Consider the following 24,211-nt stretch of genomic DNA (forward strand, 5'->3'; position numbering starts at 1 on the left):
AATGAAGACGTCCATCAAGAATCTGAACAACGAGACCGTCGGCGAGATTGAGCTGTCGGAAGCCGTGTTCGGTCTGCCTGCCCGTCAGGACATCCTGGCCCGCATGGTGCTGTGGCAGCTGGCCAAGCGCCGCGCCGGCACGCACAAGACCAAGGGCATCTCGGAAATCTCCGGTACGACCAAGAAGCCGTGGCGCCAGAAGGGCACCGGTCGCGCTCGCGCCGGCAGCCTGCGTTCGCCGCAGTTCCGCGGCGGCGCCCGGATTTTCGGGCCGGTCGTCCGCTCCCACGAGCATGACCTGACCAAGAAGGTCCGCAAGCTGGCCCTGAAGACCGCCCTGTCGGTCAAGGCCGCCGAAGGCAAGCTGGTCGTGCTGGAGGCCGCCAAGGCCGACAGCCACAAGACCAAGGTGCTGTTCGGCCAGCTGCAGGCCCTGGGCCTGACCTCGGCGCTGATCATCGACGGTTCCAATGTCGATGTGAATTTCGCCCGTGCCGCCGGCAACATTCCGCACATCGACGTGCTGCCGGAACAGGGCGCCAACGTGTACGACATCCTGCGCCGGGACGTTCTCGTCCTCACGCGCAACGCTGTCGAGCAGCTGGAGGCTCGCCTGAAATGAGCACTGCGAAGAAGACGATCTCGGCCGAGCGGATGTACGACGTTGTCGTCGCACCCGTGATCACCGAGAAGGCCACCATGGGTTCCGAGCACAACCAGGTCACCTTCAAGGTGCGCATGGATGCGACGAAGCCCGAGATCAAGGCCGCCATCGAGGGTCTGTTCAAGGTGAAGGTCACGGCGGTTAACACCTCCGTGGTCAAGGGTAAGACGAAGCGTTTTCGTGGCACGATCGGTCGCCGGTCGGACTACAAGAAGGCCGTCGTCACCCTCGCCGAGGGCAACTCGATCGACGTGACCACCGGCGTGTGAGGGTAGAGCTATGGCTTTGAAGACTTTCCGTCCGATTACGCCCAGCCTCCGCCAGCTCGTTCTGGTGGATCGCTCGGAGTTGCATAAGGGCAAGCCCGTTAAGATGCTGACCGAGGGCCTGACGGGCTCCGGCGGTCGCAACAACACGGGTCGCATCACGGCTCGCCGCATGGGCGGCGGGCACAAGCGCACCTACCGCATCATCGACTTCAAGCGTACGAAGTTCGATATGCCGGCCACGGTGGAGCGCCTGGAATATGACCCGAACCGTACCGGCTTCATCGCTCTGGTGAAGTACACGGACGGTACGCTGGCCTATATCCTGGCCCCGCAGCGCCTGAAGGCCGGCGACGTCGTCGTCTCCGGTGAGAAGGTCGACGTGAAGCCCGGCAATGCGATGCCGCTGAAGAACATCCCCGTCGGTACCATCGTCCACAATGTGGAACTGAAGGCCGGCAAGGGTGGTCAGCTGGCGCGCTCCGCCGGCACGTACCTGCAGCTGGTCGGTCGCGACCAGGGCTATGCCCAGCTGAAGCTCCCCTCGGGCGAGCTGCGCATGGTCCGTGGCGAGTGCATGGCCACCATCGGCGCTGTGTCCAATCCGGACCAGTCCAACGTGGTCATCGCCAAGGCCGGTCGTAACCGCTGGCTCGGCAAGCGTCCTTCCGTTCGCGGCGTCGCCATGAACCCGATCGACCACCCGCACGGTGGTGGTGAAGGTCGCACCTCCGGTGGCCGTCATCCGGTCACGCCGTGGGGCAAGCCGACCAAGGGTAAGAAGACCCGTCAGAACAAGGGCACGGATAAGCTCATTATCCGCCGCCGCGCTAAGTAAGGGAGTGCTGCCGTGACTCGTTCCGTCTGGAAGGGGCCGTTCGTTGACGGCTACCTGTTGAAGAAGGCAGACAAGGCGCGTGCGTCGGGCCGTAATGAGATCATCAAGATCTGGACCCGCCGTTCCACCATTCTGCCGCATTTCGTCGGTCTGACCTTCGGTGTCTACAACGGCCAGAAGTTCGTGCCGGTGCTGGTGACCGAAAACATGATCGGCCACAAGTTCGGTGAATTCTCGCCGACCCGTACGTTCTACGGTCATGCGGCCGACAAGAAGGCGAAGAGGAAGTAATCATGGGAAAGCCTGCTGCAGAGCGGCGCCTCAGCGAGACTGAGGCCAAGGCGTTCGGCGGAATGATCCGCACGAGCCCGCAGAAGCTGAACCTGGTTGCACAGCTGATCCGTGGAAAGTCCGCTGGTGAAGCTGTCGCCCTTCTGACATTTTCCAAGCGTCGTATCGCTGGCGAAGTGAAGAAGGTCCTCCAGTCCGCCATCGCGAACGCCGAGAACAACCATCAGCTGGACGTTGACCGCCTGTTCGTGTCCCACGCGACGGTCGGCAAGGCTCTGGTCATGAAGCGTTTCCATGCCCGCGCCCGCGGTCGTGGCGCCCGTGTCGAGAAGCTGTTCAGCAACCTGACCGTGATCGTGCGTGAGCGCGCTGAGGAACAGGCCGAGGGGGCCGCTGAATAATGGGTCAGAAAGTCAATCCGATCGGCCTGCGCGTCGGCATCAACCGGACCTGGGACAGCCGCTGGTTCGCTGATCGCGACTACGCCAAGCTGCTCCACCAGGACCTGAAGCTGCGCGGCTACCTGCAGACCCGTCTGCAGGCCGCCGGCGTCAGTCGCGTCATCATCGAGCGTCCGGCCAAGAAGGCCCGTGTCACCATCCACACGGCCCGTCCGGGTGTGGTGATCGGCAAGAAGGGTGCGGACATCGAGAAGCTGCGCTCCGAGCTCAGCAAGATGGCCGGTTCCGAGGTGAACCTGAACATCGTCGAGATCCGCAAGCCGGAACTCGACGCCCGTCTGATCGCCGAGAACATCGCCAGCCAGCTGGAGCGCCGCGTGGCCTTCCGTCGCGCCATGAAGCGCGCCGTGCAGTCTGCGATGCGTCTGGGCGCCCAGGGCATCCGTATCAACTGCTCCGGCCGTCTGGGCGGGGCGGAAATCGCGCGTATCGAATGGTACCGCGAGGGTCGCGTGCCGCTGCACACGCTGCGCGCCGACATCGATTACGGTGTGGGCACCGCCAAGACCACCTACGGCACCTGCGGTGTCAAGGTCTGGGTGTTCAAGGGTGAAGTGCTGGCCCATGATCCGATGGCGCAGGACAAGCGCGCCGCGGAACAGACGGCCGCCCGCTGATCATCCGGATACTGGCAAGGATCTAGAGAAGGCTACATGCCATGCTGAGTCCGAAGCGTACCAAGTACCGCAAGGCGCACAAGGGCCGTATTCACGGCGCGTCGAAGGGCGGTACCTCTCTTAATTTCGGCGCTTTCGGCTTGAAAGCCATTGAGCCGATGCGTATTACGGCCCGTCAGATCGAATCTGCGCGTCGTGCCATCACCCGCCACCTGAAGCGTCAGGGCCGCGTCTGGATCCGGATTTTCCCGGATCTGCCCGTGTCCTCGAAGCCGGCGGAAGTCCGCATGGGTTCCGGTAAGGGCTCTCCGGAATTCTGGGCGGCCCGCGTTGCGCCGGGTCGTATCATGTTCGAAGTCGATGGCGTGCCGGCCGACCTGGCCAAGCGCGCTTTCGAGCTGGCCGCTGCGAAGCTGCCGATCAAGGTGCGTATGGTCACCCGTCTGGGTGAAGGGGGTGAGGCATGACGAAGGCTACTGACCTTCGCGGCAAGAGCCAGGACGAGCTGAACGATCAGCTCCTCCAGCTCAAGAAGGAGCAGTTCAACCTGCGTTTCCAGAAGGCTTCCGGCCAGCTGGAGAATACGGCGCGGGTTCGTGTGGTGCGTCGCGACATCGCCCGCATCAAGACCATCCTGGGCCAGCAGGCAACTGCTGCGTCCGCGTCCTGAGGAGGGGGTCACATGCCCCGTCGCGTCCTGCAGGGTACCGTGGTGTCCGACAAGGGTGACAAGACTGTCACCGTCCTGGTCGAGCGCCGCGTGATGCATCCTGTGTATAAGAAGTTCATCAAGCAGTCCAAGAAGTACGCCGCCCACGACGAGGCGAACGCGTTCAAGATCGGCGATGCCGTCCAGATCGAAGAATGCCGTCCGATCTCCAAGTCCAAGCGGTGGACCGTCGTTGTGGCCCCGGCCGCAGACGGCAATCCGAACGCCTGAAGATAAGGAAGACATTCCATGATTCAGATGCAAACCAACCTGGAAGTCGCGGACAATAGCGGCGCGCGCCGGGTGCAGTGCATCAAGGTGCTGGGCGGCGCTGGTCGTCGCTTTGCCGCCATCGGCGATATCATCGTCGTGTCGGTGAAGGAGGCCATTCCGCGCGGCCGCGTGAAGAAGGGTGACGTGCAGCGCGCTGTCATCGTTCGCACCGCCAAGGAACTGCGCCGCGAGGACGGTTCCGTCATCCGCTTCGACCGCAACGCCGCCGTGCTGATCAACAAGCAGGGCGAGCCGATCGGTACCCGCATTTTCGGGCCCGTGACCCGTGAGCTGCGTGGCAAGAAGTTCATGAAGATCATTTCGCTGGCGCCGGAGGTGCTCTGATGGCTGCGAAGATCCGCAAGGGCGACAATGTCGCCGTCATCGCCGGCAAGGACAAGGGCAAGACCGGTGAGGTCATCGCCGTGCTTCCGACCGAAGGTCGCGTCAAGGTGCGCGGTGTCAACCTGGTGAAGAAGCACCAGCGTCAGACCCCGATGCAGCAGGGCGGCATCGTCGAGATCGAAGCGGCAATGGACCTGTCCAACGTCGCCATCGTCGACCCGAAGACCAACAAGCCGACCCGCGTCGGCTTCCGGATCCTGGAGGACGGCCGCAAGGTCCGTTTCGCCAAGGCTTCCGGCGAAGTGATCGAGTGAGGCGCGCCATGGCTGCTCGTATGAAAGAACGCTACGACGCGACCCTGCGTGCAAAGCTGAAGGCGGAGTTCAACTACGCCAACGACATGCAGATTCCGCGTCTGGAAAAGATCGTGATCAACATGGGCGTTGGCGAAGCCGCCAGCGACGGCAAGAAGGTGAACCAGGCTGCCGCTGAACTGGCCGCCATCACCGGCCAGAAGCCCGTGATCACCAAGGCCCGCAAGTCCATCGCCCAGTTCAAACTGCGCGAAGGCATGCCGATCGGTTGCAAGGTCACCCTGCGCGCCGATCGTATGTATGAATTCCTGGATCGCCTGGTCACGATCGCGCTGCCGCGCGTCCGTGACTTCCGCGGCATCAGCGGTACCGCCTTCGACGGCCGTGGCAACTACGCCCTGGGCCTGAAGGAACAGCTGATTTTCCCGGAAATCGACTATGACAAGGTCGATGATATCCGCGGCATGGACATCATCTTCGTCACCACGGCCAAGACCGACAAGGAAGCCAAGGCTCTCCTGAAGGGTTTTGACATGCCTTTCGCCGGGGAGGCGGGGACCAATGGCTAAGAAGAGCTCGATCGAGAAGAACAAGCGCCGCACCGAGCTGGCGGCGAAGCATCGGGAAAAGCGGGCCGCCCTGAAGGCGACCGCCAAGAACCGTGAACTGTCCGACGAGGAACGCTTCACGGCCGTCCTGAAGCTGGCGCAGCTGCCCCGCAATGGCAGCCGCACCCGCATTCGGAACCGTTGCGAGCTGACGGGGCGTCCGCGCGCCTTCTATCGCAAGTTCCGTCTGTGCCGCGTTGCCCTGCGTGATCTCGCCAGCAATGGCCAGATCCCGGGCATGACCAAGTCCAGCTGGTAAGGAGGGTCGGGTAATGAGCCTGAGCGATCCCCTGGGCGATATGCTGACCCGTATCCGTAACGGTCAGAAAGCCCGTATGTCGGTCGTCCTGAGCCCCGCCTCTAAGCTCCGCACCAATGTGCTGGAGGTTCTGAAGCGTGAAGGTTACATCCGCGGTTATTCCGTGGAGCAGGATCGTCCCGGTGTGCAGTCCCTGCGCATCGAACTGAAGTACTTCGAAGGCGAGCCGGTCATCAAGGAAGTGCACCGCGTTTCCAAGCCGGGCCGCCGCATCTATTCGAAGATCGCCGATCTGCCGCGGGTCTATAATGGCCTGGGTATTTCGATCCTGTCGACGCCCCGCGGCGTCATGTCTGATGTAGAGGCCCGCGCTGCCAATGTCGGCGGCGAAGTCCTCTGCAAGGTGTTCTAAGGAGCACGCCAAATGTCCCGTATCGGAAAGCATCCGGTGCCGGTTCCGGCTGGCGTTACCGTCCAGGTCACCGGTCAGACTGTCACCGCCAAGGGCAAGCTGGGTCAGCTCAGCTTGAACTTGATCGACGAAATCGAGGCCAAGCTGGAGGACGGTAAGGTTACCGTCCTGCCGCGTACCGAAACGGTCCGCGCTCGCCAGAACTGGGCCACCGCCCGTACCAACGTTGCCAATCTGGTGACCGGTGTGGACAAGGGTTTCACCCGCAACCTGGAAATCACCGGCGTCGGCTACAAGGCCGCCGTCGCTGGTTCCGAGCTGGTGCTGAACCTGGGTTTCTCCCATGACATCCGCTACCCCATTCCCGCGGGTATCACGATGAAGTGCGAGAAGCCGACGTCCATCTCGATCAGCGGTGCTGACAAGCAGCAAGTTGGTCAGATCGCTGCGGAGATCCGCTCCTATCGTCCGCCCGAGCCCTACAAGGGCAAGGGTGTGAAGTACGATAACGAGACGATCATCCGCAAAGAAGGCAAGAAGAAGTAAGGCGGACGACGATGAGCAAGCAACAAGATCTCAACCAGCGCCGCAAGGCGCGGGTGCGCGCCCGGCTCCGCAAGGTCGGTGGTGGGCGCGCTCGTCTCTCGGTCTTCCGGTCGAGCCAGCATATCTATGCCCAGATCATCGACGACGAGGCCGGCCGCACGCTGGTCTCCGCGTCGACCCTGGAAAAGGATCTGCGGGAAGCCCTGAAGACCGGGGCGGACACGGACGCGGCGAAGGCCGTCGGCAAGCTGATTGCCGAACGCGCTGTCGCCGAAGGTGTCACCACCGTTTACTTCGATCGTGGTCAGTACCTGTATCACGGGCGTGTGAAGGCCTTGGCCGACGCCGCCCGCGAAGCCGGCCTGCAGTTCTAAGGGGGTTAGCATGGCTCGTAATGAGAACAGCGCGGCCGGCGGCGAGAATGAGCGGCGTGGCCGCGATCGTGGCGAGCGCCGCGATCGCGACAACCGTGATCGTCGTGAGGAACGCGAAGGCGATGATCTCGTCGAAAAGCTCGTCGGGATCAACCGCGTCGCCAAGGTGGTCAAGGGTGGTCGTCGCTTCGGCTTCGCCGCCATTGTCGTCGTCGGTGACGCGAAGGGTCGCGTCGGCGTTGGTTCGGGCAAGGCCCGCGAAGTGCCGGAGGCCATCCGCAAGGCCACCGAGCAGGCCAAGCGCTCGATGATCCGCGTGCCGCTGCGCGAGGGTCGCACGCTGCATCATGACGTGTTCGGTCACTTCGGTGCCGGCAAGGTCGTGCTGCGCGCTGCCCCTCCGGGTACCGGCATCATCGCGGGTGGCCCGATGCGCGCCATCTTCGAAGCCCTGGGCGTGGCGGACGTGGTGACCAAGTCGGTCGGCACTTCCAACCCGCACAACATGATCAAGGCAACCTTCGATGCCCTGGCGCAGTGCGTCAGCCCGCGTTCGGTGGCTGCCCGTCGTGGTCGTCGCGTGTCCGATATCCTGGGCAAGCGCGAAGGCGAGAAGGAGGCCGCGTAAATGGCTGACAAGAACACCGTCATCGTGACCCAGACGGGTAGCCCGATCGGTCGCCAGGGCGACCAGCGTGCGACCCTGATCGGTCTGGGCCTCAACAAGCTGAACCGCACCCGCGAGCTGGAGGATACCCCCTCCGTCCGCGGGATGATCAACAAGGTTCGGCACCTCGTGCGCGTCGAGGAAGCCTCGTAAGAGGCTTCAGCGATACGGCCTGAAGGATCAGAATCATGAAGCTCAACGAAATCAGCGAAAACCCGGGCGCACGCAAGCTTCGCATGCGCATCGGCCGCGGCATCGGGTCCGGTAAGGGCAAGACCGGTGGCCGTGGTGTCAAGGGTCAGAAGTCCCGTACGGGCGTCTCGATCAAGGGCTTCGAAGGCGGCCAGATGCCTCTGCATCGCCGTCTGCCGAAGCGTGGCTTCTCCAACGTTCCGTTCGCCAAGGATTATGCCGTGGTGAACGTGGGCGGTGTGCAGAAGGCCATCGATGACGGCCGCATCAACGCCACCGAGACCGTGACCGCCGAGGTCCTGGTCAAGGCCGGTCTGGTTCGCGCCAGCCGCGATGGCGTGCGTCTGCTGAACAAGGGCGCCATCAAGGCCGCCGTGACGTTCGATGTTGCCGGCGCTTCCGCCGGTGCCGTCGCCGCCGTCGAGGCAGCCGGTGGCAAGGTGAACCTGCCGGCCGTCGAGGCCTGATCGGTTCCACCAACGCCGTTGGTACAAGTTCGTGACAGGGCCCCGGAGCGATCCGGGGCCCTGTTGCTTTTTGGGCTTCCCGGATTTGTGACCTTTCGCGATCGGCATAATCCGGTTGGATGCAAGTGACTTGACGTCAGTGAGTTGCTTATGTTTTTCTATGTCCATGGCACCGGCGATGAGGATGCGCAGGGAACCAGGGGGCCGATGCCCCGCGGTTCCGTTTTCGCCTCACCGTCCGCAGCAGCGGTTTGCCGCTGCGGCATTTCGAGATGCCATCCTGGCTGGGCGTTCCGGCGTTGTGTTTCTGACGGGCGAACGATTATCGAACCATAGAGGCGGAGGGCGCCTGGCCAGGAATGGCCGGGCGCCCTTTTTCATGCTCTGCCGGAAGGTTGCGGTGCCCTGGTCAAGCAGATGACCCTCGTCCGGGTTCATGGATGCTGTTAGCTTTTCTGCCCAGTTGACCGTTGCCGAAAAGCGCTATCGAACAGGGAGGATCCATGGGCTTGAACCCGTCCCACATCGTTCAGGTCGCCGTGCCCGTGCTGGATATCGACCGGGCCCGCGCCTTCTATCGCGACGTGCTGGGTCTGACGCATCTGTTCGACGCCCCGCCCTCGCTCAGTTTCTTCCAATGTGGCCAGACCCGGCTGATGCTGGGGCCGCGGGAAGGGGCGGAGCCGGTGGCGGGCCCGATCCTCTATTACAATGTGCCCGATGCGGGTGCCGCGCAGGCCGATCTGGTGGCTGCCGGCGCTCCCCTGGTGCAGCCGGCGCATTTGATCGCCCGCGTCGCCGGCAAGGATATCCACTTGGCCATCTGCCGCGACAGCGAGGGCAACATGGTCGGGCTGATGAGCGAGACGCCGACGGTTTGAACAGCGCCTCGGCGTTATCGGCACAAGATGCCGCAGCCCCTACATTGGTGGCATTGACCCTGCCGTGCCCCGCCGGTATCCCAGAGGCGGAAAGACGGTAATGGCGGTTGAAGGCCCGATAGGGCGGCGGTGCGGTGTAACGGACATCTGCCAGATGCACATGGCATCATGGCGCGGTGTTTTTCATGTTGACCGCATGCCCATATGTCTTGTTGATACGCGTGAGAACGACTGGCCGGCTGTTTCGGCCAGCATTGTGACTTGCCAAGAGGCCTTTTATGGCATCCGCCGCTGAACAGCTTGCTTCTTCAATCAATTTCGGCGCCTTTTCCAAGGCGACGGAACTGAAGAAGCGGATTTGGTTTACCCTTGGGGCGCTGATCGTTTACCGCCTCGGCACCTATATCCCGCTGCCGGGTATCGATAGCGGCGCCTTCGCCAGCTTCTTCGCCAACCAGTCGGGCGGCATCCTGGGCATGTTCAACATGTTCGCCGGTGGTGCCGTTGAGCGCATGTCGATCTTCGCGCTCAACATCATGCCCTACATCTCCGCCTCCATCATCATCCAGCTGATGACCGCCGTGTCACCGGCGCTGGAGACGTTGAAGAAGGAAGGCGAGTCGGGGCGCAAGCGCCTGAACCAGTATACGCGCTACCTGACCGTGGCGCTGGCCATCGTCCAGTCCTACGGCCTCTCCCTGGGGCTGGAGGGCATGAATCAGGCTGGCGGCGGTGTGGTGATCGATCCGGGCTGGTTCTTCCGCCTGTCGACCGTCATCACCATGGTCGGCGGCACCATGTTCCTGATGTGGCTGGGTGAGCAGATCACCTCGCGCGGTGTGGGCAACGGCATCTCGCTGATCATCTTCGCCGGTATCGTGGCTGCATTGCCGGGCGCCTTCGTGAAGATCCTGGAACTGGGCCGTACCGGTGCGATGAGCACCTGGTTCATCCTGGGCCTGCTGGTGCTGTCGGTCATCGTGATCACCGGCATCGTGTTCTTCGAGCGCGCCCAGCGCCGGTTGATCGTGCAGTACCCGAAGCGCCAGATGGGCAACAAGATGTATGGCGGCGAGGCCTCGCACCTGCCGCTGAAGCTGAACACGGCCGGCGTCATTCCGCCGATCTTCGCCTCCTCGCTGCTGCTGCTGCCGCTGACGGCGGTGGGCTTCTCGTCGGCGGGCGGGCCGGAATGGCTGGCCACGGTGACGCGCTACATCGCGCATGGCACGCCGCTCTATATGCTGCTGTACACGGCGCTGATCGTTTTCTTCTGTTTCTTCTATACCGCCATCGTCTTCAATCCGACCGAGACGGCCGAGAACCTGAAGAAGTATGGCGGGTTCATTCCGGGCATCCGGCCCGGCAAGAACACGGCCGATTATCTGGACTTCGTGCTGACCCGTTTGACGGTGGTGGGGGCCGCCTACATCACGGTGGTCTGTCTGCTTCCGGAAATCATGATGGCGGAATATGGGGCCGCCTTCTATTTCGGTGGTACCAGCCTGCTGATCATGGTCACGGTGACCATGGATACCGTGGCGCAGATCCATTCCCACCTGCTGGCGCATCAGTATGAAGGGCTGATCAAGAAGGCCAAGCTGCGTGGGAGACGTGGATGAACCTCATTCTGTTGGGTCCGCCGGGCGCTGGTAAGGGGACACAGTCCCAGCGCCTGGAGAAGAAGTATGGCACCGTGCAGCTCTCGACCGGCGATATGCTGCGCGCCGCGGTGCGCAGCGGATCGGAACTGGGCCAGCGCGCCGATGCCATCATGAAGGCCGGTCAGCTGGTTCCCGATGAGGTCATGATCGCCATGATCTCCGAACGGATCGACCAGCCGGATTGCGCCAAGGGCTTCATCCTGGACGGTTTTCCGCGCACGGTGCCGCAGGCCGCCGCCCTGGACAGCATGCTGTCCGACAAGGGGCTGAAGCTGGACCATGTGATCGAGATGAAGGTGGACGGGCCCGCCCTGGTCACCCGCGTCACGGGTCGCTTCACCTGTGCCAAGTGCGGCACCGGCTATCATGATACGTTCAAGCCCACGGCCGAGGCCGGGGTTTGCGACAATTGTGGTGGTACCGAGTTCACCCGTCGTGCCGACGACAATGCCGAAACCTTCGGCAAGCGTCTGGCGGCCTATGAGCGCGACACGGCCCCCATCCTGCCCTACTACCGTGATCACGGTGTGCTGAAGCAGGTGGACGGCATGGCGGAGATCGACGAGGTCACGCGACAGATCGAGGCGATCATCGCCGGTTGATCGGTTGATGCCGGAATTACGCGAAGGGGCGGTCGCCGAAGGGTGACCGCCCTTTTTCATTTATCCGGCTCAACTCCGCCAGCGCAGAACCGTGTCCTTGACCGGGTTCACGAATTCCCGCCCCTCCGCCCGCGCGCGGACATGCTCGTTCTTCAGCTGGTGGTACCAGCGGGCCTGGGTGTCCGCGTCCTTGATCAGCATCAGGGTCGGGTCATGGGCCAGCCCCTTCTGCTGCATCACCACCACGTCGCGATCCTGGCCCAGGAAGCGGCGGACGAAGCGGCGCAGGATGGGCTTGGCCAGGTCGGCCCAGCCCAGCGTCCAATAGAAGCTGTTGGTCACCTCGGTGGTGTTGGCGTCCAACGGCGTGACTGTCGTCAGGTTGACGATGCGGTGGCGGCCGGCGGCGATATGTTCGGTCCGCACGCCGGGCAGCCGGAAGGTGATCTCGGTTTCCGGCGCCCCGCCCAGCAGCTTGTAGGCGGCGGAGTTGGAGGAGGGCCGGTGCCGCTTCATAGCGAATCCATAGGGGGCTGGGCCGAACGCCTTGGCCTTCTCATGGATGGAGCGGGACGAGCGCCAGAACCAGCTCTGATGCACGAAGGGCCCGTGTGCCGGGTCCATCAGGCCGATGACGGCATGATCGACGGGGCAGGGGAAGATCATCACCTCCGTCAGGTTGGGTACCCGTCCCTCCATGTCCGGCATCTGCGGCGGTTCCCCCTCCGCGGCGCCCTCGCCCATCCAGATCCATAGATTGCCCTGCGCTTCCGCCACCGGATAGCGCCGCACCTTGATGCGGGAAATATCGAATTCCTGGTCGGGGACCAGGGAGGGGATGGCGGTACACCCGCCCGTGCCATCGAATCGCCAGCCATGGTACCGGCATTCCACCTCCCGCCCGTCGAAGCGGCCGCAGGACAGGGGGATGCCGCGGTGGGGACAGATGTCGCGCAGGGCGAAGGCGGTACCGTCATTGCAACGGGCGAACAGCACCGGTTGGCCCAGCACGGTTTTCGCCTGCATCCTTCCCGGCTTCAATGCGGCCGATGGCAGGGCGAAATACCAGATGTCGGTCAGGAAGGGGGCGGTTTGCACCGTCTGGCTCCGGGCATTGGCGGACACGGGTGGGCAACCATAGGCGCGGCTGACTGTGCCGTCCACACTCCGCCGGGTTTCATCAATTGAAAATGGATATGACTATATCTACCCTCAACCCCAGGCACTTTTGGGGGATAGATCAGGATGGCGAACCTGTCGAAGGCCGGGCTTGGCCTGCTGTTGGCGCTGACTTCGGCCTTGTGTGGTGGTGGGGTGGCCCTGGCGCAGGCGACGGCGGAGGATATGGTCAAGATGCGCAAGGATTTTGAGGAAACCTGCGCCACCGGGGATGCCGAAGGATGCTTCGGCCTGGCCAACATGACGGAAGTGGGGGCCGGTGGGGCCCAGGATGAGGCACAGGCTCGCGTCATCTATGCCAGAGCCTGTGACGCCAAGGAGCCCCGTGCCTGCTTCAATCTGGCCGTGATGCATCAGGAAGGCCGGGGGGGAACCGCCGACCTGGCCAAGGCCCGGGAGTTGCTGGGCCGCACATGCGACCTGGGCGAGGTCAAAGGTTGCGCGGTGGTGGCCGGCATGCAGAGGAATGGCGAGGGTGGCCCTCCGGACTTCGTGAAATCCTTCGAGAACTATAACCGGCTTTGCGACTCCGGTGACAGCAATGGCTGCATGATGGTGGGGATCATGGTTTTCACCGGCCAGGGGACCAAGGCCGATCCCCAGACCGGGTGGAAGAAGATGACGGACGCCTGCAAGGCGGGCAACCAGATGGCTTGCGAAACGACCAAGGAACTTGAAGCGCTGATGCGCAGCAAGGCGCGTTGATCGCGTGGAGACGGGCCGGCCCTCACAGCCAGCCCGTCTCCACATCCAGGACCGTGCGGTCCAGGCTGGTCAGGATGCCGGCCTGGGTTGTCGTCTTTGGCAGTTCATGGGCGAAGAACCAGCGGCATGCGGCCAGCTTGCCGTTCAGATGGTTCGCGTCGCCGCGGCCCGCCGCCAACCAGGCATCGGCCACCAGCGCCTGGCGCAGCCAGATCCAGGCCAGGACGGTGTGCCCGAACATCTCCAGATATGTCGTGGCATTGGCCAGCGACAGGGCCACCTGGCCGCCGGCACGCACCTGGCCCAGATGGGTGGTGACCCTGGCCACCCGCGTCAGCGCGTCGCCCAGAGAGGCGGCATGGGAGGCCAGGGCGGGCCGTGTTGTGGCCTGGGCGATGGTTGCCTTGATCTCCGCGCCCAGCACCTCCAGCGCCGCCCCACCCTCCATGAACACCTTGCGGCTCAGCAGGTCGTTGGCCTGGATGCCGTAGGTGCCTTCATGGATCGGGTTCAGGCGGTTGTCGCGATAATACTGCTCCACCGGATAATCGCGGGTATAGCCATAGCCGCCCAGGATCTGGACGGCCCATTTATTGGCCTCCAGGCAGTGCTCCGACGGCCAGGATTTGGCGATGGGGGTCAGCAGTTCCAGCAGCAGGGTGGCGCGGCGGCGGTCGGCCTCTTCGGCGGCCGTCTTCTCCTCATCCACCAGCCGGGCGCAGAACAGGCAGAGCGCGATGGCGCCTTCCGACGCCGCCTTCTGCTGCAGCAGCATGCGGCGCACATCGGCATGTTCGATGATGGGCACCATGGGGCTGGCGGGATCGCGTGCCTCCAGCGGGCGGCCCTGCGGCCTTGTGCGGGCATAGTCGGCGGAATAACGGTAGCCGGCATAACCCAGGGCTGCGGCCCCCAGCCCCACGCCGATCCGCGCCTCGTTCATCATCTGGAACATGTAGGACAGGCCGTGATGGGCCTGGCCGACCAGGAAGCCCTGGCAGCGCTCCTCCTCGCCGAAGGACAGGATGGTGCTGGTCGTGCCGCGATAGCCCATCTTGTGCAGCAGGCTGACCAGCCGCACATCATTGTCGGGGCCCAGGCTGCCATCGTCGTTCACGCGGTAGCGCGGCACGATGAACAGGCTGATGCCCTTCACGCCGGCGGGCGCGCCCTTGATCTTGGCCAGCACCATATGGACGATATTGTCCGACAGCTCATGCTCGCCGCCGCTGATCCATTGCTTGGTACCGGTGATGGCGTAGGAACCGTCCGCGTTCGGTGTGGCCGTCGTGCGGATGTCGGCCAGCGAGCTGCCCGCCTGCGGTTCCGACAGGGCCATGGTGCCCAGGAACCGGCCGGTCAGCATGGGGGCCAGGAAGCGCGCCCGCTGTTCGTCATTGCCGAAGCTGCGGATCAGGTTGCCGGCCCCGATGGTCAGGAACGGATAGGCGGCGGTACTGATATTGGCCGTCTGGAAGAAGCTGAACGCCGCCTGCACCACGCACCAGGGCAGCTGCAGCCCGCCCAGCTCCTCATCATGATGGGCGGCCAGGAAACCCGCCTCGGCGAAGGCATCCACCGCCTCCTTCACGGCGGGCAGCATCACCACCTTGCCGTTGATCCGCTCCGGCTCGTGCTTGTCGGCCTCGTGGTAATGCGGCCCGAACTTCTCGTCCGCCAGGCCGGCGGCCGTGTCCAGCACCTGGGTCAGGGCATCGCGGTCCAGATGGGCGAAGCGCGGGCGGGAAAGCAGGCTGTCCAGTTCCAGCAGCCCGTCCAGGATGAAATCGATCTCGCCACGGTCCATCCGGCTCATGCCCGCATCCTCCCGATATCTGTCGCGGCCGAATCGTGCGCCGGCCTTTCAAACAGATGTTTAAAACTTTGTGGGGATGGAGTCGAGAGGTGGTTATAGCGGTTCCCGGTTCACCGGAAGCCGCCGATGGCGGTACCCGTCGCCTGAGGGAACAGAAACTATCTTCTCCAGAAGGACGGGCTGAACAGCACCAGCACGGTGAACAGCTCCAGCCGGCCCAGCAGCATGCCGGCCGACATCACCCAGACGGCGAAATCGTGCAGGATGGCATAGTTCCCGACAGGCCCGATGGCCGGTGCCAGGGCGGGACCGATATTGCCCAGCGAGGCGGCGGCCGCGGAGATGGCGGAGGTGTAATCCAGGCCGGTCAGGGCCAGCAGCACCGCGAAGATCAGGATCAGCGCGATATAGAGGAAGGTGAAGCTCATCACCGAGATGATGACGTCGTTATCGACGGGCTTGCCGTTATAGGTCAGCGGGATGACACGGTTGGGGCTGAACAGGCGGTTGGCCTGCATGCGCAGGGCAAGCCACAGGATTTCGAACCGGAACATCTTGATGCCGCCCGACGTGGAGCCCGTGCAGCCGCCCACCAGGGTCAGGATGAAGAACAGGGCTATCGGGCCCGGCCCCCAGGACAGATAGTCGACCGAGGCGAAGCCGGTGGTGGTGATGATGGAGATGCAGTTGAAGAAGGAATGGCGCAGCGCCTCATGCAACGCCATCTGCCCCGATGCCTTGAGGTACAAAGCCAGCAGCACCGCAACGGTCACCGTGAAGATCGTATAGGTGCGGATCTGGCTGTCGCGCCACAGGCTCCGGGCGTCACCCTTGATCAGGGCGATGAATCGCACGAAGGGCAGGCTGCCCAGGAACATGAACAGCGCGATGATCCATTCCGCCGCCGGGTTGGCAAAATGGCCGACCGAGGCATCCTTGGTGGAAAAGCCGCCGGTGCCGAGTGCGGTCATCGCATGGTTGATGGCATCGAACATCGGCATGCCGGCCATACGCAGCATGATGATGCAGGTGATGGTCAGCGCCAGATAGGCCCAGCCGAAGCCCAGCGCCATGTCGGCGGCACGCGGCACCACCTTGTCCGACTTGTCGGATGATTCGCTGCGGAACAGCTGCATGCCGCCGACGCGCAGGAAGGGCAGCACCACGATGCCCATGCCGACAATGCCGATGCCGCCCAGCCAGACCAGCAGCGACCGCCAGAGCAGCATGCCCGGCGGCAATGTCTGCACCGTGGCATAGGTGCTGGCCCCCGTCGTCGTCAGGCCGGACATGGCCTCGAAATAGGCATCGGTATAGGACAGGCGGCTTTCGGAGAAGGTGAAGGGCAGGGCCGCGAAGGCGCAGACCGCGATCCAGGCGAAAGTGGTCAGCACGAAGGTCTGGCGCAGCGACAGGGCGATGCGCTCCGCCCGGTTGGTCAGCAGCAGAAGCACGCCGAAAAACAGGGTCAGGGCCGACGACACGGCGAAGACCCGCCAATCATCATGCCCGGCCGCCAGATCGGCGATCATCGGTGCCACCATCGCGACGGCGATGACGGAGAGCAGCGCACCGATCACATAGAAGATGGGACGGACGTCCAGGGAGAGCATGGCACTCCGGCGGCAAGGCGGGATTCCGCTGCCGGCCTGGCGCGGAATGCGTCACACACCCTTGTTGAAGGCGGCTGCCCAGTCAAGGGCGCTTGTGCCCAGTGTTCCCAAGTCCCGGCGATCGTTGCCGATCCCCGGCCTCAATTGTCGGCGCCACCATCCGGTGGCTTGGCTATGCGGCATGGGCCGCGCGGCGGCAGTCGCCGCCGATCCGAATCCGGCACAAATGGAACGGCCGGGGAAATCCCCGGCCGGTTCGCAATGCTTCTGGCGGATGCCGCTTACTCGATGCCCAGGGCGGCCTTGTACAGGTCCAGCAGCGCGTCCATCTCCTGGCGGTCTTCCTTGGCCATCTTGCGGATGCGGATGATCTGGCGCATCACCTTGGTGTCGAAACCGGTGCCCTTGGCCTCGGCATAGATGTCCTTGATATCGTCCTGGATACCCTTCTTCTCTTCCTCCAGGCGCTCGATACGCTCGATGAAGGAACGCAGACGGTCGGCCGCGATACCGCCGACATCATTGGAGGGTGCGGCGTCAGACATGGTGCCTCTTACCTTGCAAGATATGTTGGAAAGTGCCGGGACCTTAGCCAGCCGGCGGCGGGGACGCAAGCCGGTTGGTGGGGTGCCGGCGGCATGGTAGTCTTCAGGATGTAGGAACGGAGGTCCGCCATGGATGGTCACGGCAAGGGTGACACCCACCCCATCCGCTATGCGAGCGAGGAGGATCGCCGCAAGGCGGAACGGCTCGTCGCGTCGCTGGAGGCGGCCCAGGAGGAACTGGATCGGGAAGGACCGGTATCAGCGGAGAAGTTCGCTGAAATGTTCCGGGAACGTCAGTTGTATTGGGCTTCACGAAATGCCGACAGCAGGCGATACGCGACTTTTTCCAGATCTTTGATGAAAGTCAGGAGCGCTGGGGAAGCATGGTGGCGGAAGAGACGGCTTATCGCCTGACTGCGCGATGTCGCGGCATTGCCGAAGGACGTGCCATCGGTCATGCGCGTCGCGACCTGCCATCAATCCCTTGGCTGTTCCTGAACGAGGCGCCGTTCGTGATCGTCTATGATCCGGCCGACCGGCTGGTCATCCGTATCCTGCATCAGGCCCGCGATATGCCCAGGCTGATCCGCTGATCTTCACCCTTTGCGCAAAACCAACGCCACACCGATCGCCGTCACCCCCATGCCGGCCAGTGCCAGCGGGCCCAGCCTTTCCCCGAACAGGGCCCAGGCCATCAGGGCGGTGACCGGCGGCACCAGGTAGAACAGGCTGGCCACCTTGGATGCCGCCCCGCGCCGGATCAGCGCGAACAGCACGAAGATGGCGCCGATCGAGATGACCAGGCTGAGCCAGAGCAGGGCGAAGACGAATTCGCCCGTCCAGCGGACCTGCATCGTTTCCAGCAGCGGCGCCAGGATGGCGAGGACGGCGCCCGTGGCGCCATATTGGATGGCGGTACCGGTGCGCAGGTCCATGTCGGTGCAGTAGCGCTTCTGATAGAGCGTGCCGGCGGTGATGCCGAACAGTGCCATCACGCACAGGCCCAGCCCCAGCGGCGTGCCGATGCCCAGGGTCAGCTTCTCCCAGACCACGGCCACGACGCCGGCCAGACCGAGCCCCAAACCCAGCCATTGCCTTGCGTTCAGCCGCTCCCCGAACAAAGGTCCGGCAACGAGGGCGGTCAGCAATGGCTGCAATCCCACGATGACGGCGACGGCACCGGCCGGCACGCCCTGGGCCAGGCCGGTGAAGACCCCGCCCAGATAGAGCCCATGGACCATCAGTCCGGCCAGGGCGATGCGGCCGACGGCGTGCCAGTCCTGGGGCCAGGGCGCCTTTACCCAGACCGACGCCACGGCCAGCACCACGGCCACCAGCGCCATGCGCCAGAGCAGGAAGGTCAGCGGCTCGGCATGGGGCAGGCCCAGCTTGCCGCCGATGAAGCCCGTGCTCCACAGCAGGACGAAAAGCGGTGCCGCCAGGGCGGCAGCGGTCGGCGGGGTGGGGACGGGGGAGGGAGCGGTCATGGCGACCCGATCCTAACCAGGGGTGAAGCGGGAGTGCGCGGACGGCCGTCACAGGGTGGCAAAGAAAAACGGCCGCCCCTTTCGGGACGGCCGTCTTCCAACTCAGAACCGATCGGCAGATCAGTTGCTGTTCTTGCCCTGCTTGGCGACGATCTCGTCGGCAACGTTCTTCGGCACCGGGTCGTAGTGCGAGAACTCCATGGTGTAGGAACCACGGCCCGACGTCATGCCACGCAGCTGGCCGATGTAACCGAACATGTCGGACAGCGGCACATGGGCTTCGACGGCGATGTTGTTGCCACGCTCGATCTGGCCCAGGATCGTGCCGCGACGACGGTTCACGTCGCCGATCACGTCACCCAGGTAATCTTCCGGCACCACCACCTCGACCTTCATGATCGGCTCCAGCAGCACCGGGCCGGCCATCTTCATGGCCTCACGGAAGCAGGCCTTGGCGGCGATTTCGAAGGTCAGGGCGTTGGAGTCGACGTCGTGGTACTTGCCGTCGACCAGGGTGGCCTTGAAGTCCACAGTCGGATAGCCGGCGATGACGCCGTCTTCCTTCTGCATCTGCAGGCCCTTGTCCACCGACGGGATGTATTCGCGCGGCACCGTACCGCCGATCACCTTGTCCTCGAACTGATAGCCTTCGCCACGCTCGCGCGGTTCGAAGATGATCTTCACTTCTGCGAACTGGCCCGAACCGCCGGTCTGCTTCTTGTGGGTATAGATGTGCGTGACGTTGCGGGTGATCGTCTCGCGATAGGCCACCTGCGGACGGCCCATGACGCCTTCCACACCATATTCGGTGCGCACACGGTCCAGGGTGACTTCCAGGTGCAGCTCGCCCATGCCGCGCAGCAGGGTCTGGCCGGTCTCGCGATCGGTCTCCAGACGCAGGGACGGATCCGCGCGGACCATCTTGCCGATGGCGGCGCCGAACTTGTCCTGGTCCGTGCGGTTCTTCGGCTCGATCGATACGGAGATCACGGGCTCGGGGAAGCGCATGCGCTCCAGCACCACGGGCTCGGTCGGATCGCACAGGGTATCACCCGTGTCGGTCTCGGCCAGCGACACGAAGGCGACGATGTCGCCGGCGCGGCACTCTTCCAGATCGTTGGTGTCCTTGGCGAACATTTCCACGATACGGCCGACGCGCTCACGCTTGCCGCGGGTGGCGTTCATCAGGGTCGTGCCCTTGGTCACGACGCCCGAATAGACGCGCACGAAGGTCAGCGAACCGTACTTGTCGTTCAGCACCTTGAAGGCCAGGCCCGAGAACGGCTCGTCGTCGGAGCACAAACGCTCGCCGTTCGGGTTACCGTCGGGATCCACCGTCTTGATGGCTTCCACGTCGGTCGGGGCCGGCAGGTACCAGACCACGGCGTCCAGCAGCTGCTGCACACCCTTGTTCTTGTACGAGGAGCCGCACAGAACCGGCACGAAGGCGCCGTTCAGCGTGGCCTTGCGGATGCACTCGCGCAGCTTGTCGGCCGACGGCTCGTTGCCTTCCAGGTAGGCTTCCATCAGCGCGTCGTCCTGCTCGACGGCAGCTTCGACCAAATCCTGACGGTACTGCTTGTACTGCGACAGCAGCTCGCGGTCATAGGCGTTGGTGATCTTCAGCTTGTCAGCCAGATCATCCGTGACGTCCCAGATCTCCCACTTGGCGTCCTTTTCCTCGGAGAACCAGACATAAGCCTTCATCTCGACGAGGTCGATCATGCCATGGAAGTCGTCTTCCGAGCCGATCGGCATCTGCAGGCAGACCGGGCGCGAACCCAGGCGGTCCACGACCATCTTCACGGTGCGGCGGAAATTAGCACCGGAGCGGTCCATCTTGTTGATGTAGCACATGCGCGGAACTTTGTAGTTGTCCGCCAGGCGCCAGTTGGTCTCGGTCTGCGGCTCAACGCCGGCCACACCGTCGAACACCACGACCGCGCCATCGAGCACGCGGAGCGAGCGGTTCACCTCGATGGTGAAGTCCACGTGGCCCGGGGTGTCGATGACGTTGATCTTCTTGTCCTTCCAGAAGCAGGACACGGCCGCCGACTGAATCGTGATGCCGCGCTTCTGTTCCTGCTCCATGTAGTCGGTCGTCGTCGACGTCTTCAGATCCTTGGTGTCATGAACGTCGATGATCGTGTGCTTGCGACCCGTGTAATACAGGATGCGCTCGGTCGTGGTCGTCTTGCCGGCATCGACGTGGGCGATGATGCCGATATTCCGAATATCAGAAAGCGGGGTAGTGCGGGGCATAAGAAGGGCTCCGTCGTCCAGCGTCGTGTCAAACAGATCAACCGACCCGGCGTGGTGAGGTCGAGTGGCATGGCTAGAGCGGGAGGACCACGGTTGCCGCGATACCCATCCCGCACGAAAAAAACCGGGGTGCCGATAGACGCCAAGCGCCTCGGTTCCCCGGTGGCGGCCTATTTAGCGCGGATGGGCGCGGATGCCAAGGGGGGATATGGCATGACCGGTAAGCGCGGGGGGATGGGATGTCACGCTAGATATCGGTCACGGGTGCCAGAACCTCACCGCCGGTGGCGCGCCACAGGGTTCGTGCTTTCGCGTCGAATGACACGAAGATGCTGCCTCCCATGCCCTTGCCCTGGTGGGCGATGACTCCGTCACCAAAATCCCCACCAGCTTTCAGGAAAGCCAAGCCCGCCTGCGCAGCCCCGGCATCGGTAACGACCGTATCAACGGACAGAATGCTTTCAATGGCTTCAGCGATGGCAGATGCCGAAAGGCGATAGTTGCTTCGCAGAACCCAGGAGACTTCGCAAAGTACAGTCACCGGCACAGCAATCAGGTTGGCGTGAGTCAAGAGAGCCTGTGCCGCTTCGGCTTGCGCCGGGTCATCTTCGACCAACGCACGGACGAGGACGTTGGTATCCAAAGTGACCCTCATCGCTCTCCAGCCCAACCGGCCGCTGCGGCCTCATTGATCTCTTCAATGGTCAGAACCGGCTGTCCGGGGCGTTTCAGCATGCCGAAAATTCGTGAGATCGGGTGCCCCGATTTCGCTCGCACCTCTGCGCGGCCGGCCGGCAACAGGTCCAGCACCAACGTGTCCCCGGAGGACAGCCCCAGGTGCTCAAGGACCTGGGGCGGCAACGTTACCTTCCCCTTCTTGATTTCCATCTCGATTGACATCGGAAATCTCCTTTAGCGTCAGAAAAGACAGATCAAATGTACCATCCCCGGCCCAAATGAAAAACCCCGCCAGGATCGCTCCCGGCAGGGTCTCTCGAACTCAACCGTTCACCTGAAATCAGGCGGCGGCCTCTTCCTCGTCGGCAACGACCACCGGGCCGCTGTCCAGGCCCTTGGCGGACACGTCGCGGTCAACGAACTCGATGATGGCCATCGGGGCGTTGTCGCCATAGCGGAAGCCGGCCTTCAGGACGCGGGTGTAACCACCGGCGCGGTCCTTGTAGCGCTCGGCGATGACGGTGAACAGCTTGTCCACAACGGCATTGTCGCGCAGCTCGGCATAGGCCAGACGCTTGTTGGCGAGGCCGCCCTTCTTGCCGAGCGTGATCAGCTTCTCGACGATCGGACGCAGGTCCTTGGCCTTCGGCAGGGTCGTCTTGATCTGCTCGTGCTTGATCAGGGCGTTGGCCATGTTGGAGAACATGGCGAGACGGTGGGAAGTGGTACGGCTGAACTTACGCCCGGAAACACCGTGACGCATGGTTGCTCTCCTTCATATCCTGGCCCCGCTGGGCGGAACCGATGGCGATCCCCGCAAGCGCCGGAACCCTTTCGGGCCAGTACGGCGGGGTTTGGGCGGAATGCCCGGTACGCAAAAGCGGGCGGAACCTAGTCGGCTCCGCCCGTAACGTCAAGCTCAGTACGGCTCTTCCAGACGCTTGGCCAGGTCCTCGATATTCTCGGGCGGCCAGTTCGGGATTTCCATGCCGAGATGCAGACCCATCTGGGCCAGCACTTCCTTGATCTCGTTCAGCGACTTGCGGCCGAAGTTCGGGGTACGGAGCATCTCCGCCTCGGTCTTCTGTACCAGGTCGCCGATATAGACGATGTTGTCGTTCTTCAGGCAGTTGGCCGAACGGACCGACAGTTCCAGCTCGTCCACCTTGCGCAGCAGGTTCTTGTTGAAGGGGATCTCGTCCGCCTTCGACTCGGCCACCGCAGCCTGGGGCTCCTCGAAATTGATGAACATCTGCAGCTGGTCCTGCAGGATGCGGGCGGCGATGGCCACCGCGTCTTCCGGCGTGACCGCACCGTTGGTCTCAACGGTCAGCAGCAGCTTGTCATAGTCCGTGGTCTGGCCGACGCGGGTGTTCTCCACCTTGTAGGCGACCTTGCGGACGGGGGAGAAGATGCTGTCCACCGGGATCAGGCCGATGGGGGCGTCTTCCGGACGGTTGAGGGAGGCGGGGATGTACCCCTTGCCCGAATGAACGGTCAGTTCCATGTTCAGGCGGGCACCGGCATCCAGCGTGCAGATGACATGGTCGGGGTCCAGCACCTCGATGTCGGCGCCGGTGTCGATCATGCCGGCAACGACGTTGCACGGGCCTTCGGCGCGCAGGCGCATGCGACGGGGGCCTTCGGCACCCATCTTCAGCGCCATCGCCTTGATGTTCAGAACGATGTCCGTCACATCCTCGCGCACGCCGGGGATGGAGGAGAATTCATGCAGCACGCCGTCGATATGGATCGACGTGACAGCGGCACCCTGCAAAGAGGAAAGCAGGACGCGACGCAGCGAATTGCCCAGCGTCAGGCCAAACCCACGCTCCAGCGGGCCGGCGACGATGACGGCTTCACGCTTCGGGTCGTTGCCCGGCGTGATTTCCAACTTGTTCGGCTTTTCGAGAGTCTGCCAGTTCTTCTGGATCACGGCTGTGCCTCATGCCATCAGGGGAAGACAACGTCCCGGAACAGGGAAATCCGTTCAATTCGGGGTGGGCGCGATGGCATGCGCCGACCTTTCCCGAACGGATGCTGTTCCGGGACGCAGGGTAATTCTAAATCAGACGCGGCGCTTCTTCGGCGGGCGAACGCCGTTGTGCGGGATCGGCGTCACGTCGCGGATGGACGTGATCTGGAAGCCGACGGCCTGCAGGGCGCGCAGAGCGGACTCGCGGCCCGAACCCGGACCCTTCACTTCCACTTCCAGCGTCTTCATGCCGTGCTCCTGGGCCTTGCGACCCGCGTCCTCGGCAGCCATCTGGGCGGCGTAGGGCGTGGACTTGCGCGAACCCTTGAAGCCCATCGTGCCCGACGAGGACCAGGCAATGGTGTTGCCCTGGGCGTCGGTGATGGTGATCATGGTGTTGTTGAAGCTGGCGTTCACGTGAGCGACGCCAGAGGTGATGTTCTTGCGCTCGCGACGGCGAAGACGCGCGGCAGCTGCATTGGGCTTGGCCATTTGGTCCTA

General features: G+C 63.5%; 35 protein-coding genes. 24 read left to right on the forward strand and 11 right to left on the reverse strand.

The genetic code is table 11. The annotated features are described in order from the left end of the window. The first annotated feature begins 1 nt into the window (after position 1). From rplD to ACM9HJ_RS19435, 22 genes are all read left to right on the forward strand, one after another. Positions 2-622 carry a 50S ribosomal protein L4 gene (gene rplD, locus ACM9HJ_RS19330; protein WP_416573392.1) on the forward strand — a complete coding sequence of 207 codons (621 nt, stop codon included), beginning with the start codon at positions 2-4 and terminating at the stop codon, positions 620-622. Continuing rightward, on the forward strand, positions 619-933 hold the full coding sequence (locus ACM9HJ_RS19335) for a 50S ribosomal protein L23 (protein ID WP_416573393.1): 315 nt from the start codon (positions 619-621) through the stop codon (positions 931-933). The genes rplD and ACM9HJ_RS19335 overlap by 4 nt, the downstream gene beginning before the upstream one ends. Before the next feature lie 10 nt (positions 934-943). Then, positions 944-1,768, forward strand: a complete 825-nt coding sequence (gene rplB, locus ACM9HJ_RS19340; RefSeq protein ID WP_416573394.1) for a 50S ribosomal protein L2 — start codon at positions 944-946, stop codon at positions 1,766-1,768. Positions 1,769-1,780: 12 nt separating this feature from the next. After that, the gene (rpsS, locus tag ACM9HJ_RS19345) at positions 1,781-2,059 is read left to right on the forward strand and encodes a 30S ribosomal protein S19 (protein WP_416573395.1); all 279 of its coding nucleotides are present in this window, start codon (positions 1,781-1,783) and stop codon (positions 2,057-2,059) included. Between the two features lie 2 nt (positions 2,060-2,061). Further along, positions 2,062-2,460, forward strand: a complete 399-nt coding sequence (rplV, locus tag ACM9HJ_RS19350) for a 50S ribosomal protein L22 (protein ID WP_416573396.1) — start codon at positions 2,062-2,064, stop codon at positions 2,458-2,460. Then, entirely contained in the window at positions 2,460-3,137 is a 678-nt protein-coding gene (gene rpsC, locus ACM9HJ_RS19355; protein WP_416573397.1) for a 30S ribosomal protein S3, read from the forward strand. The genes rplV and rpsC overlap by 1 nt, the downstream gene beginning before the upstream one ends. 41 nt (positions 3,138-3,178) lie before the next feature. Further along, on the forward strand, positions 3,179-3,604 hold the full coding sequence (gene rplP, locus ACM9HJ_RS19360; RefSeq protein WP_416573398.1) for a 50S ribosomal protein L16: 426 nt from the start codon (positions 3,179-3,181) through the stop codon (positions 3,602-3,604). Next, positions 3,601-3,807, forward strand: a complete 207-nt coding sequence (gene rpmC, locus ACM9HJ_RS19365) for a 50S ribosomal protein L29 (protein ID WP_416573399.1) — start codon at positions 3,601-3,603, stop codon at positions 3,805-3,807. The genes rplP and rpmC overlap by 4 nt, the downstream gene beginning before the upstream one ends. Before the next feature lie 12 nt (positions 3,808-3,819). Then, complete coding sequence (gene rpsQ / locus ACM9HJ_RS19370; RefSeq protein WP_416573400.1) at positions 3,820-4,077, forward strand: 30S ribosomal protein S17; 258 nt, start codon at positions 3,820-3,822, stop codon at positions 4,075-4,077. 18 nt (positions 4,078-4,095) lie between these two features. Beyond that, positions 4,096-4,464 carry a 50S ribosomal protein L14 gene (gene rplN / locus ACM9HJ_RS19375; protein ID WP_094456275.1) on the forward strand — a complete coding sequence of 123 codons (369 nt, stop codon included), beginning with the start codon at positions 4,096-4,098 and terminating at the stop codon, positions 4,462-4,464. Next, complete coding sequence (gene rplX, locus ACM9HJ_RS19380; protein ID WP_416573465.1) at positions 4,461-4,778, forward strand: 50S ribosomal protein L24; 318 nt, start codon at positions 4,461-4,463, stop codon at positions 4,776-4,778. The genes rplN and rplX overlap by 4 nt, the downstream gene beginning before the upstream one ends. Before the next feature lie 8 nt (positions 4,779-4,786). Continuing rightward, positions 4,787-5,347 carry a 50S ribosomal protein L5 gene (gene rplE / locus ACM9HJ_RS19385; protein WP_416573401.1) on the forward strand — a complete coding sequence of 187 codons (561 nt, stop codon included), beginning with the start codon at positions 4,787-4,789 and terminating at the stop codon, positions 5,345-5,347. Beyond that, on the forward strand, positions 5,340-5,645 hold the full coding sequence (rpsN, locus tag ACM9HJ_RS19390) for a 30S ribosomal protein S14 (RefSeq protein ID WP_094456272.1): 306 nt from the start codon (positions 5,340-5,342) through the stop codon (positions 5,643-5,645). The genes rplE and rpsN overlap by 8 nt, the downstream gene beginning before the upstream one ends. A gap of 13 nt (positions 5,646-5,658) precedes the next feature. Then, on the forward strand, positions 5,659-6,057 hold the full coding sequence (gene rpsH, locus ACM9HJ_RS19395) for a 30S ribosomal protein S8 (RefSeq protein ID WP_416573402.1): 399 nt from the start codon (positions 5,659-5,661) through the stop codon (positions 6,055-6,057). 12 nt (positions 6,058-6,069) lie between these two features. Further along, positions 6,070-6,603 (forward strand): 50S ribosomal protein L6, encoded by a 534-nt coding sequence (rplF, locus tag ACM9HJ_RS19400; protein ID WP_416573403.1) that lies wholly within the window; start codon positions 6,070-6,072, stop codon positions 6,601-6,603. 11 nt (positions 6,604-6,614) lie between these two features. Beyond that, positions 6,615-6,977 (forward strand): 50S ribosomal protein L18, encoded by a 363-nt coding sequence (gene rplR, locus ACM9HJ_RS19405; protein WP_416573404.1) that lies wholly within the window; start codon positions 6,615-6,617, stop codon positions 6,975-6,977. 10 nt (positions 6,978-6,987) lie between these two features. Then, entirely contained in the window at positions 6,988-7,605 is a 618-nt protein-coding gene (gene rpsE / locus ACM9HJ_RS19410; RefSeq protein WP_416573405.1) for a 30S ribosomal protein S5, read from the forward strand. After that, positions 7,606-7,797 (forward strand): 50S ribosomal protein L30, encoded by a 192-nt coding sequence (gene rpmD / locus ACM9HJ_RS19415; protein ID WP_416573406.1) that lies wholly within the window; start codon positions 7,606-7,608, stop codon positions 7,795-7,797. It begins immediately after the preceding gene. A gap of 35 nt (positions 7,798-7,832) precedes the next feature. Then, positions 7,833-8,303, forward strand: coding sequence for a 50S ribosomal protein L15 (gene rplO, locus ACM9HJ_RS19420; protein WP_416573407.1), 471 nt, complete (start codon positions 7,833-7,835; stop codon positions 8,301-8,303). A 503-nt stretch (positions 8,304-8,806) separates the two neighbouring features. Further along, a complete protein-coding gene (locus ACM9HJ_RS19425; protein WP_416573408.1) occupies positions 8,807-9,184 on the forward strand; it encodes a VOC family protein in 378 nt (125 codons plus the stop codon). Positions 9,185-9,462: 278 nt separating this feature from the next. Next, positions 9,463-10,806: a preprotein translocase subunit SecY gene (secY, locus tag ACM9HJ_RS19430; protein WP_416573409.1), complete on the forward strand. Its 1,344-nt coding sequence runs from the start codon at positions 9,463-9,465 to the stop codon at positions 10,804-10,806. Further along, entirely contained in the window at positions 10,803-11,450 is a 648-nt protein-coding gene (locus ACM9HJ_RS19435; protein ID WP_416573410.1) for an adenylate kinase, read from the forward strand. The genes secY and ACM9HJ_RS19435 overlap by 4 nt, the downstream gene beginning before the upstream one ends. A gap of 69 nt (positions 11,451-11,519) precedes the next feature. On the opposite strand, the gene ACM9HJ_RS19440 is transcribed toward ACM9HJ_RS19435, so the two are convergent. Then, on the reverse strand, positions 11,520-12,548 hold the full coding sequence (locus tag ACM9HJ_RS19440) for a Rieske 2Fe-2S domain-containing protein (RefSeq protein ID WP_416573411.1): 1,029 nt from the start codon (positions 12,546-12,548) through the stop codon (positions 11,520-11,522). A 147-nt stretch (positions 12,549-12,695) separates the two neighbouring features. Between ACM9HJ_RS19440 and ACM9HJ_RS19445 the strand changes: the two genes are divergently transcribed. Beyond that, complete coding sequence (locus ACM9HJ_RS19445; protein ID WP_416573412.1) at positions 12,696-13,334, forward strand: tetratricopeptide repeat protein; 639 nt, start codon at positions 12,696-12,698, stop codon at positions 13,332-13,334. Positions 13,335-13,356: 22 nt separating this feature from the next. On the opposite strand, the gene ACM9HJ_RS19450 is transcribed toward ACM9HJ_RS19445, so the two are convergent. The 3 genes from ACM9HJ_RS19450 to ACM9HJ_RS19460 form a co-directional block, all read right to left on the reverse strand. After that, positions 13,357-15,150: an acyl-CoA dehydrogenase gene (locus tag ACM9HJ_RS19450; protein ID WP_416573413.1), complete on the reverse strand. Its 1,794-nt coding sequence runs from the start codon at positions 15,148-15,150 to the stop codon at positions 13,357-13,359. A 158-nt stretch (positions 15,151-15,308) separates the two neighbouring features. After that, positions 15,309-16,763 carry a TrkH family potassium uptake protein gene (locus ACM9HJ_RS19455; protein WP_416573414.1) on the reverse strand — a complete coding sequence of 485 codons (1,455 nt, stop codon included), beginning with the start codon at positions 16,761-16,763 and terminating at the stop codon, positions 15,309-15,311. Between the two features lie 281 nt (positions 16,764-17,044). After that, the gene (locus ACM9HJ_RS19460; RefSeq protein ID WP_416573415.1) at positions 17,045-17,308 is read right to left on the reverse strand and encodes a DUF2312 domain-containing protein; all 264 of its coding nucleotides are present in this window, start codon (positions 17,306-17,308) and stop codon (positions 17,045-17,047) included. 302 nt (positions 17,309-17,610) lie between these two features. Here ACM9HJ_RS19460 and ACM9HJ_RS19465 point away from each other — a divergent pair, with 302 nt between their 5' ends. After that, positions 17,611-17,901 (forward strand): type II toxin-antitoxin system RelE/ParE family toxin, encoded by a 291-nt coding sequence (locus ACM9HJ_RS19465; RefSeq protein WP_416573416.1) that lies wholly within the window; start codon positions 17,611-17,613, stop codon positions 17,899-17,901. 3 nt (positions 17,902-17,904) lie between these two features. On the opposite strand, the gene ACM9HJ_RS19470 is transcribed toward ACM9HJ_RS19465, so the two are convergent. The 7 genes from ACM9HJ_RS19470 to rpsK all read right to left on the reverse strand — a co-directional run bounded on the left by ACM9HJ_RS19470 (position 17,905) and on the right by rpsK (position 24,202). Next, positions 17,905-18,795: a DMT family transporter gene (locus ACM9HJ_RS19470; protein ID WP_416573417.1), complete on the reverse strand. Its 891-nt coding sequence runs from the start codon at positions 18,793-18,795 to the stop codon at positions 17,905-17,907. Positions 18,796-18,915: 120 nt separating this feature from the next. Next, a complete protein-coding gene (gene fusA, locus ACM9HJ_RS19475) occupies positions 18,916-21,057 on the reverse strand; it encodes an elongation factor G (RefSeq protein ID WP_416573418.1) in 2,142 nt (713 codons plus the stop codon). Positions 21,058-21,304: 247 nt separating this feature from the next. Then, the gene (locus tag ACM9HJ_RS19480; RefSeq protein ID WP_416573419.1) at positions 21,305-21,700 is read right to left on the reverse strand and encodes a type II toxin-antitoxin system VapC family toxin; all 396 of its coding nucleotides are present in this window, start codon (positions 21,698-21,700) and stop codon (positions 21,305-21,307) included. 8 nt (positions 21,701-21,708) lie between these two features. Then, the gene (locus tag ACM9HJ_RS19485) at positions 21,709-21,957 is read right to left on the reverse strand and encodes an AbrB/MazE/SpoVT family DNA-binding domain-containing protein (protein ID WP_416573420.1); all 249 of its coding nucleotides are present in this window, start codon (positions 21,955-21,957) and stop codon (positions 21,709-21,711) included. Positions 21,958-22,075: 118 nt separating this feature from the next. After that, complete coding sequence (rplQ, locus tag ACM9HJ_RS19490) at positions 22,076-22,498, reverse strand: 50S ribosomal protein L17 (RefSeq protein WP_416573421.1); 423 nt, start codon at positions 22,496-22,498, stop codon at positions 22,076-22,078. Positions 22,499-22,654: 156 nt separating this feature from the next. Then, positions 22,655-23,671 carry a DNA-directed RNA polymerase subunit alpha gene (locus ACM9HJ_RS19495; protein ID WP_416573422.1) on the reverse strand — a complete coding sequence of 339 codons (1,017 nt, stop codon included), beginning with the start codon at positions 23,669-23,671 and terminating at the stop codon, positions 22,655-22,657. A 132-nt stretch (positions 23,672-23,803) separates the two neighbouring features. Beyond that, on the reverse strand, positions 23,804-24,202 hold the full coding sequence (gene rpsK / locus ACM9HJ_RS19500) for a 30S ribosomal protein S11 (RefSeq protein ID WP_416573423.1): 399 nt from the start codon (positions 24,200-24,202) through the stop codon (positions 23,804-23,806). Positions 24,203-24,211 lie beyond the last annotated feature (9 nt).

The organism is Niveispirillum sp. KHB5.9 (assembly GCF_048066115.1).
Taxonomy (GTDB): domain Bacteria; phylum Pseudomonadota; class Alphaproteobacteria; order Azospirillales; family Azospirillaceae; genus Niveispirillum.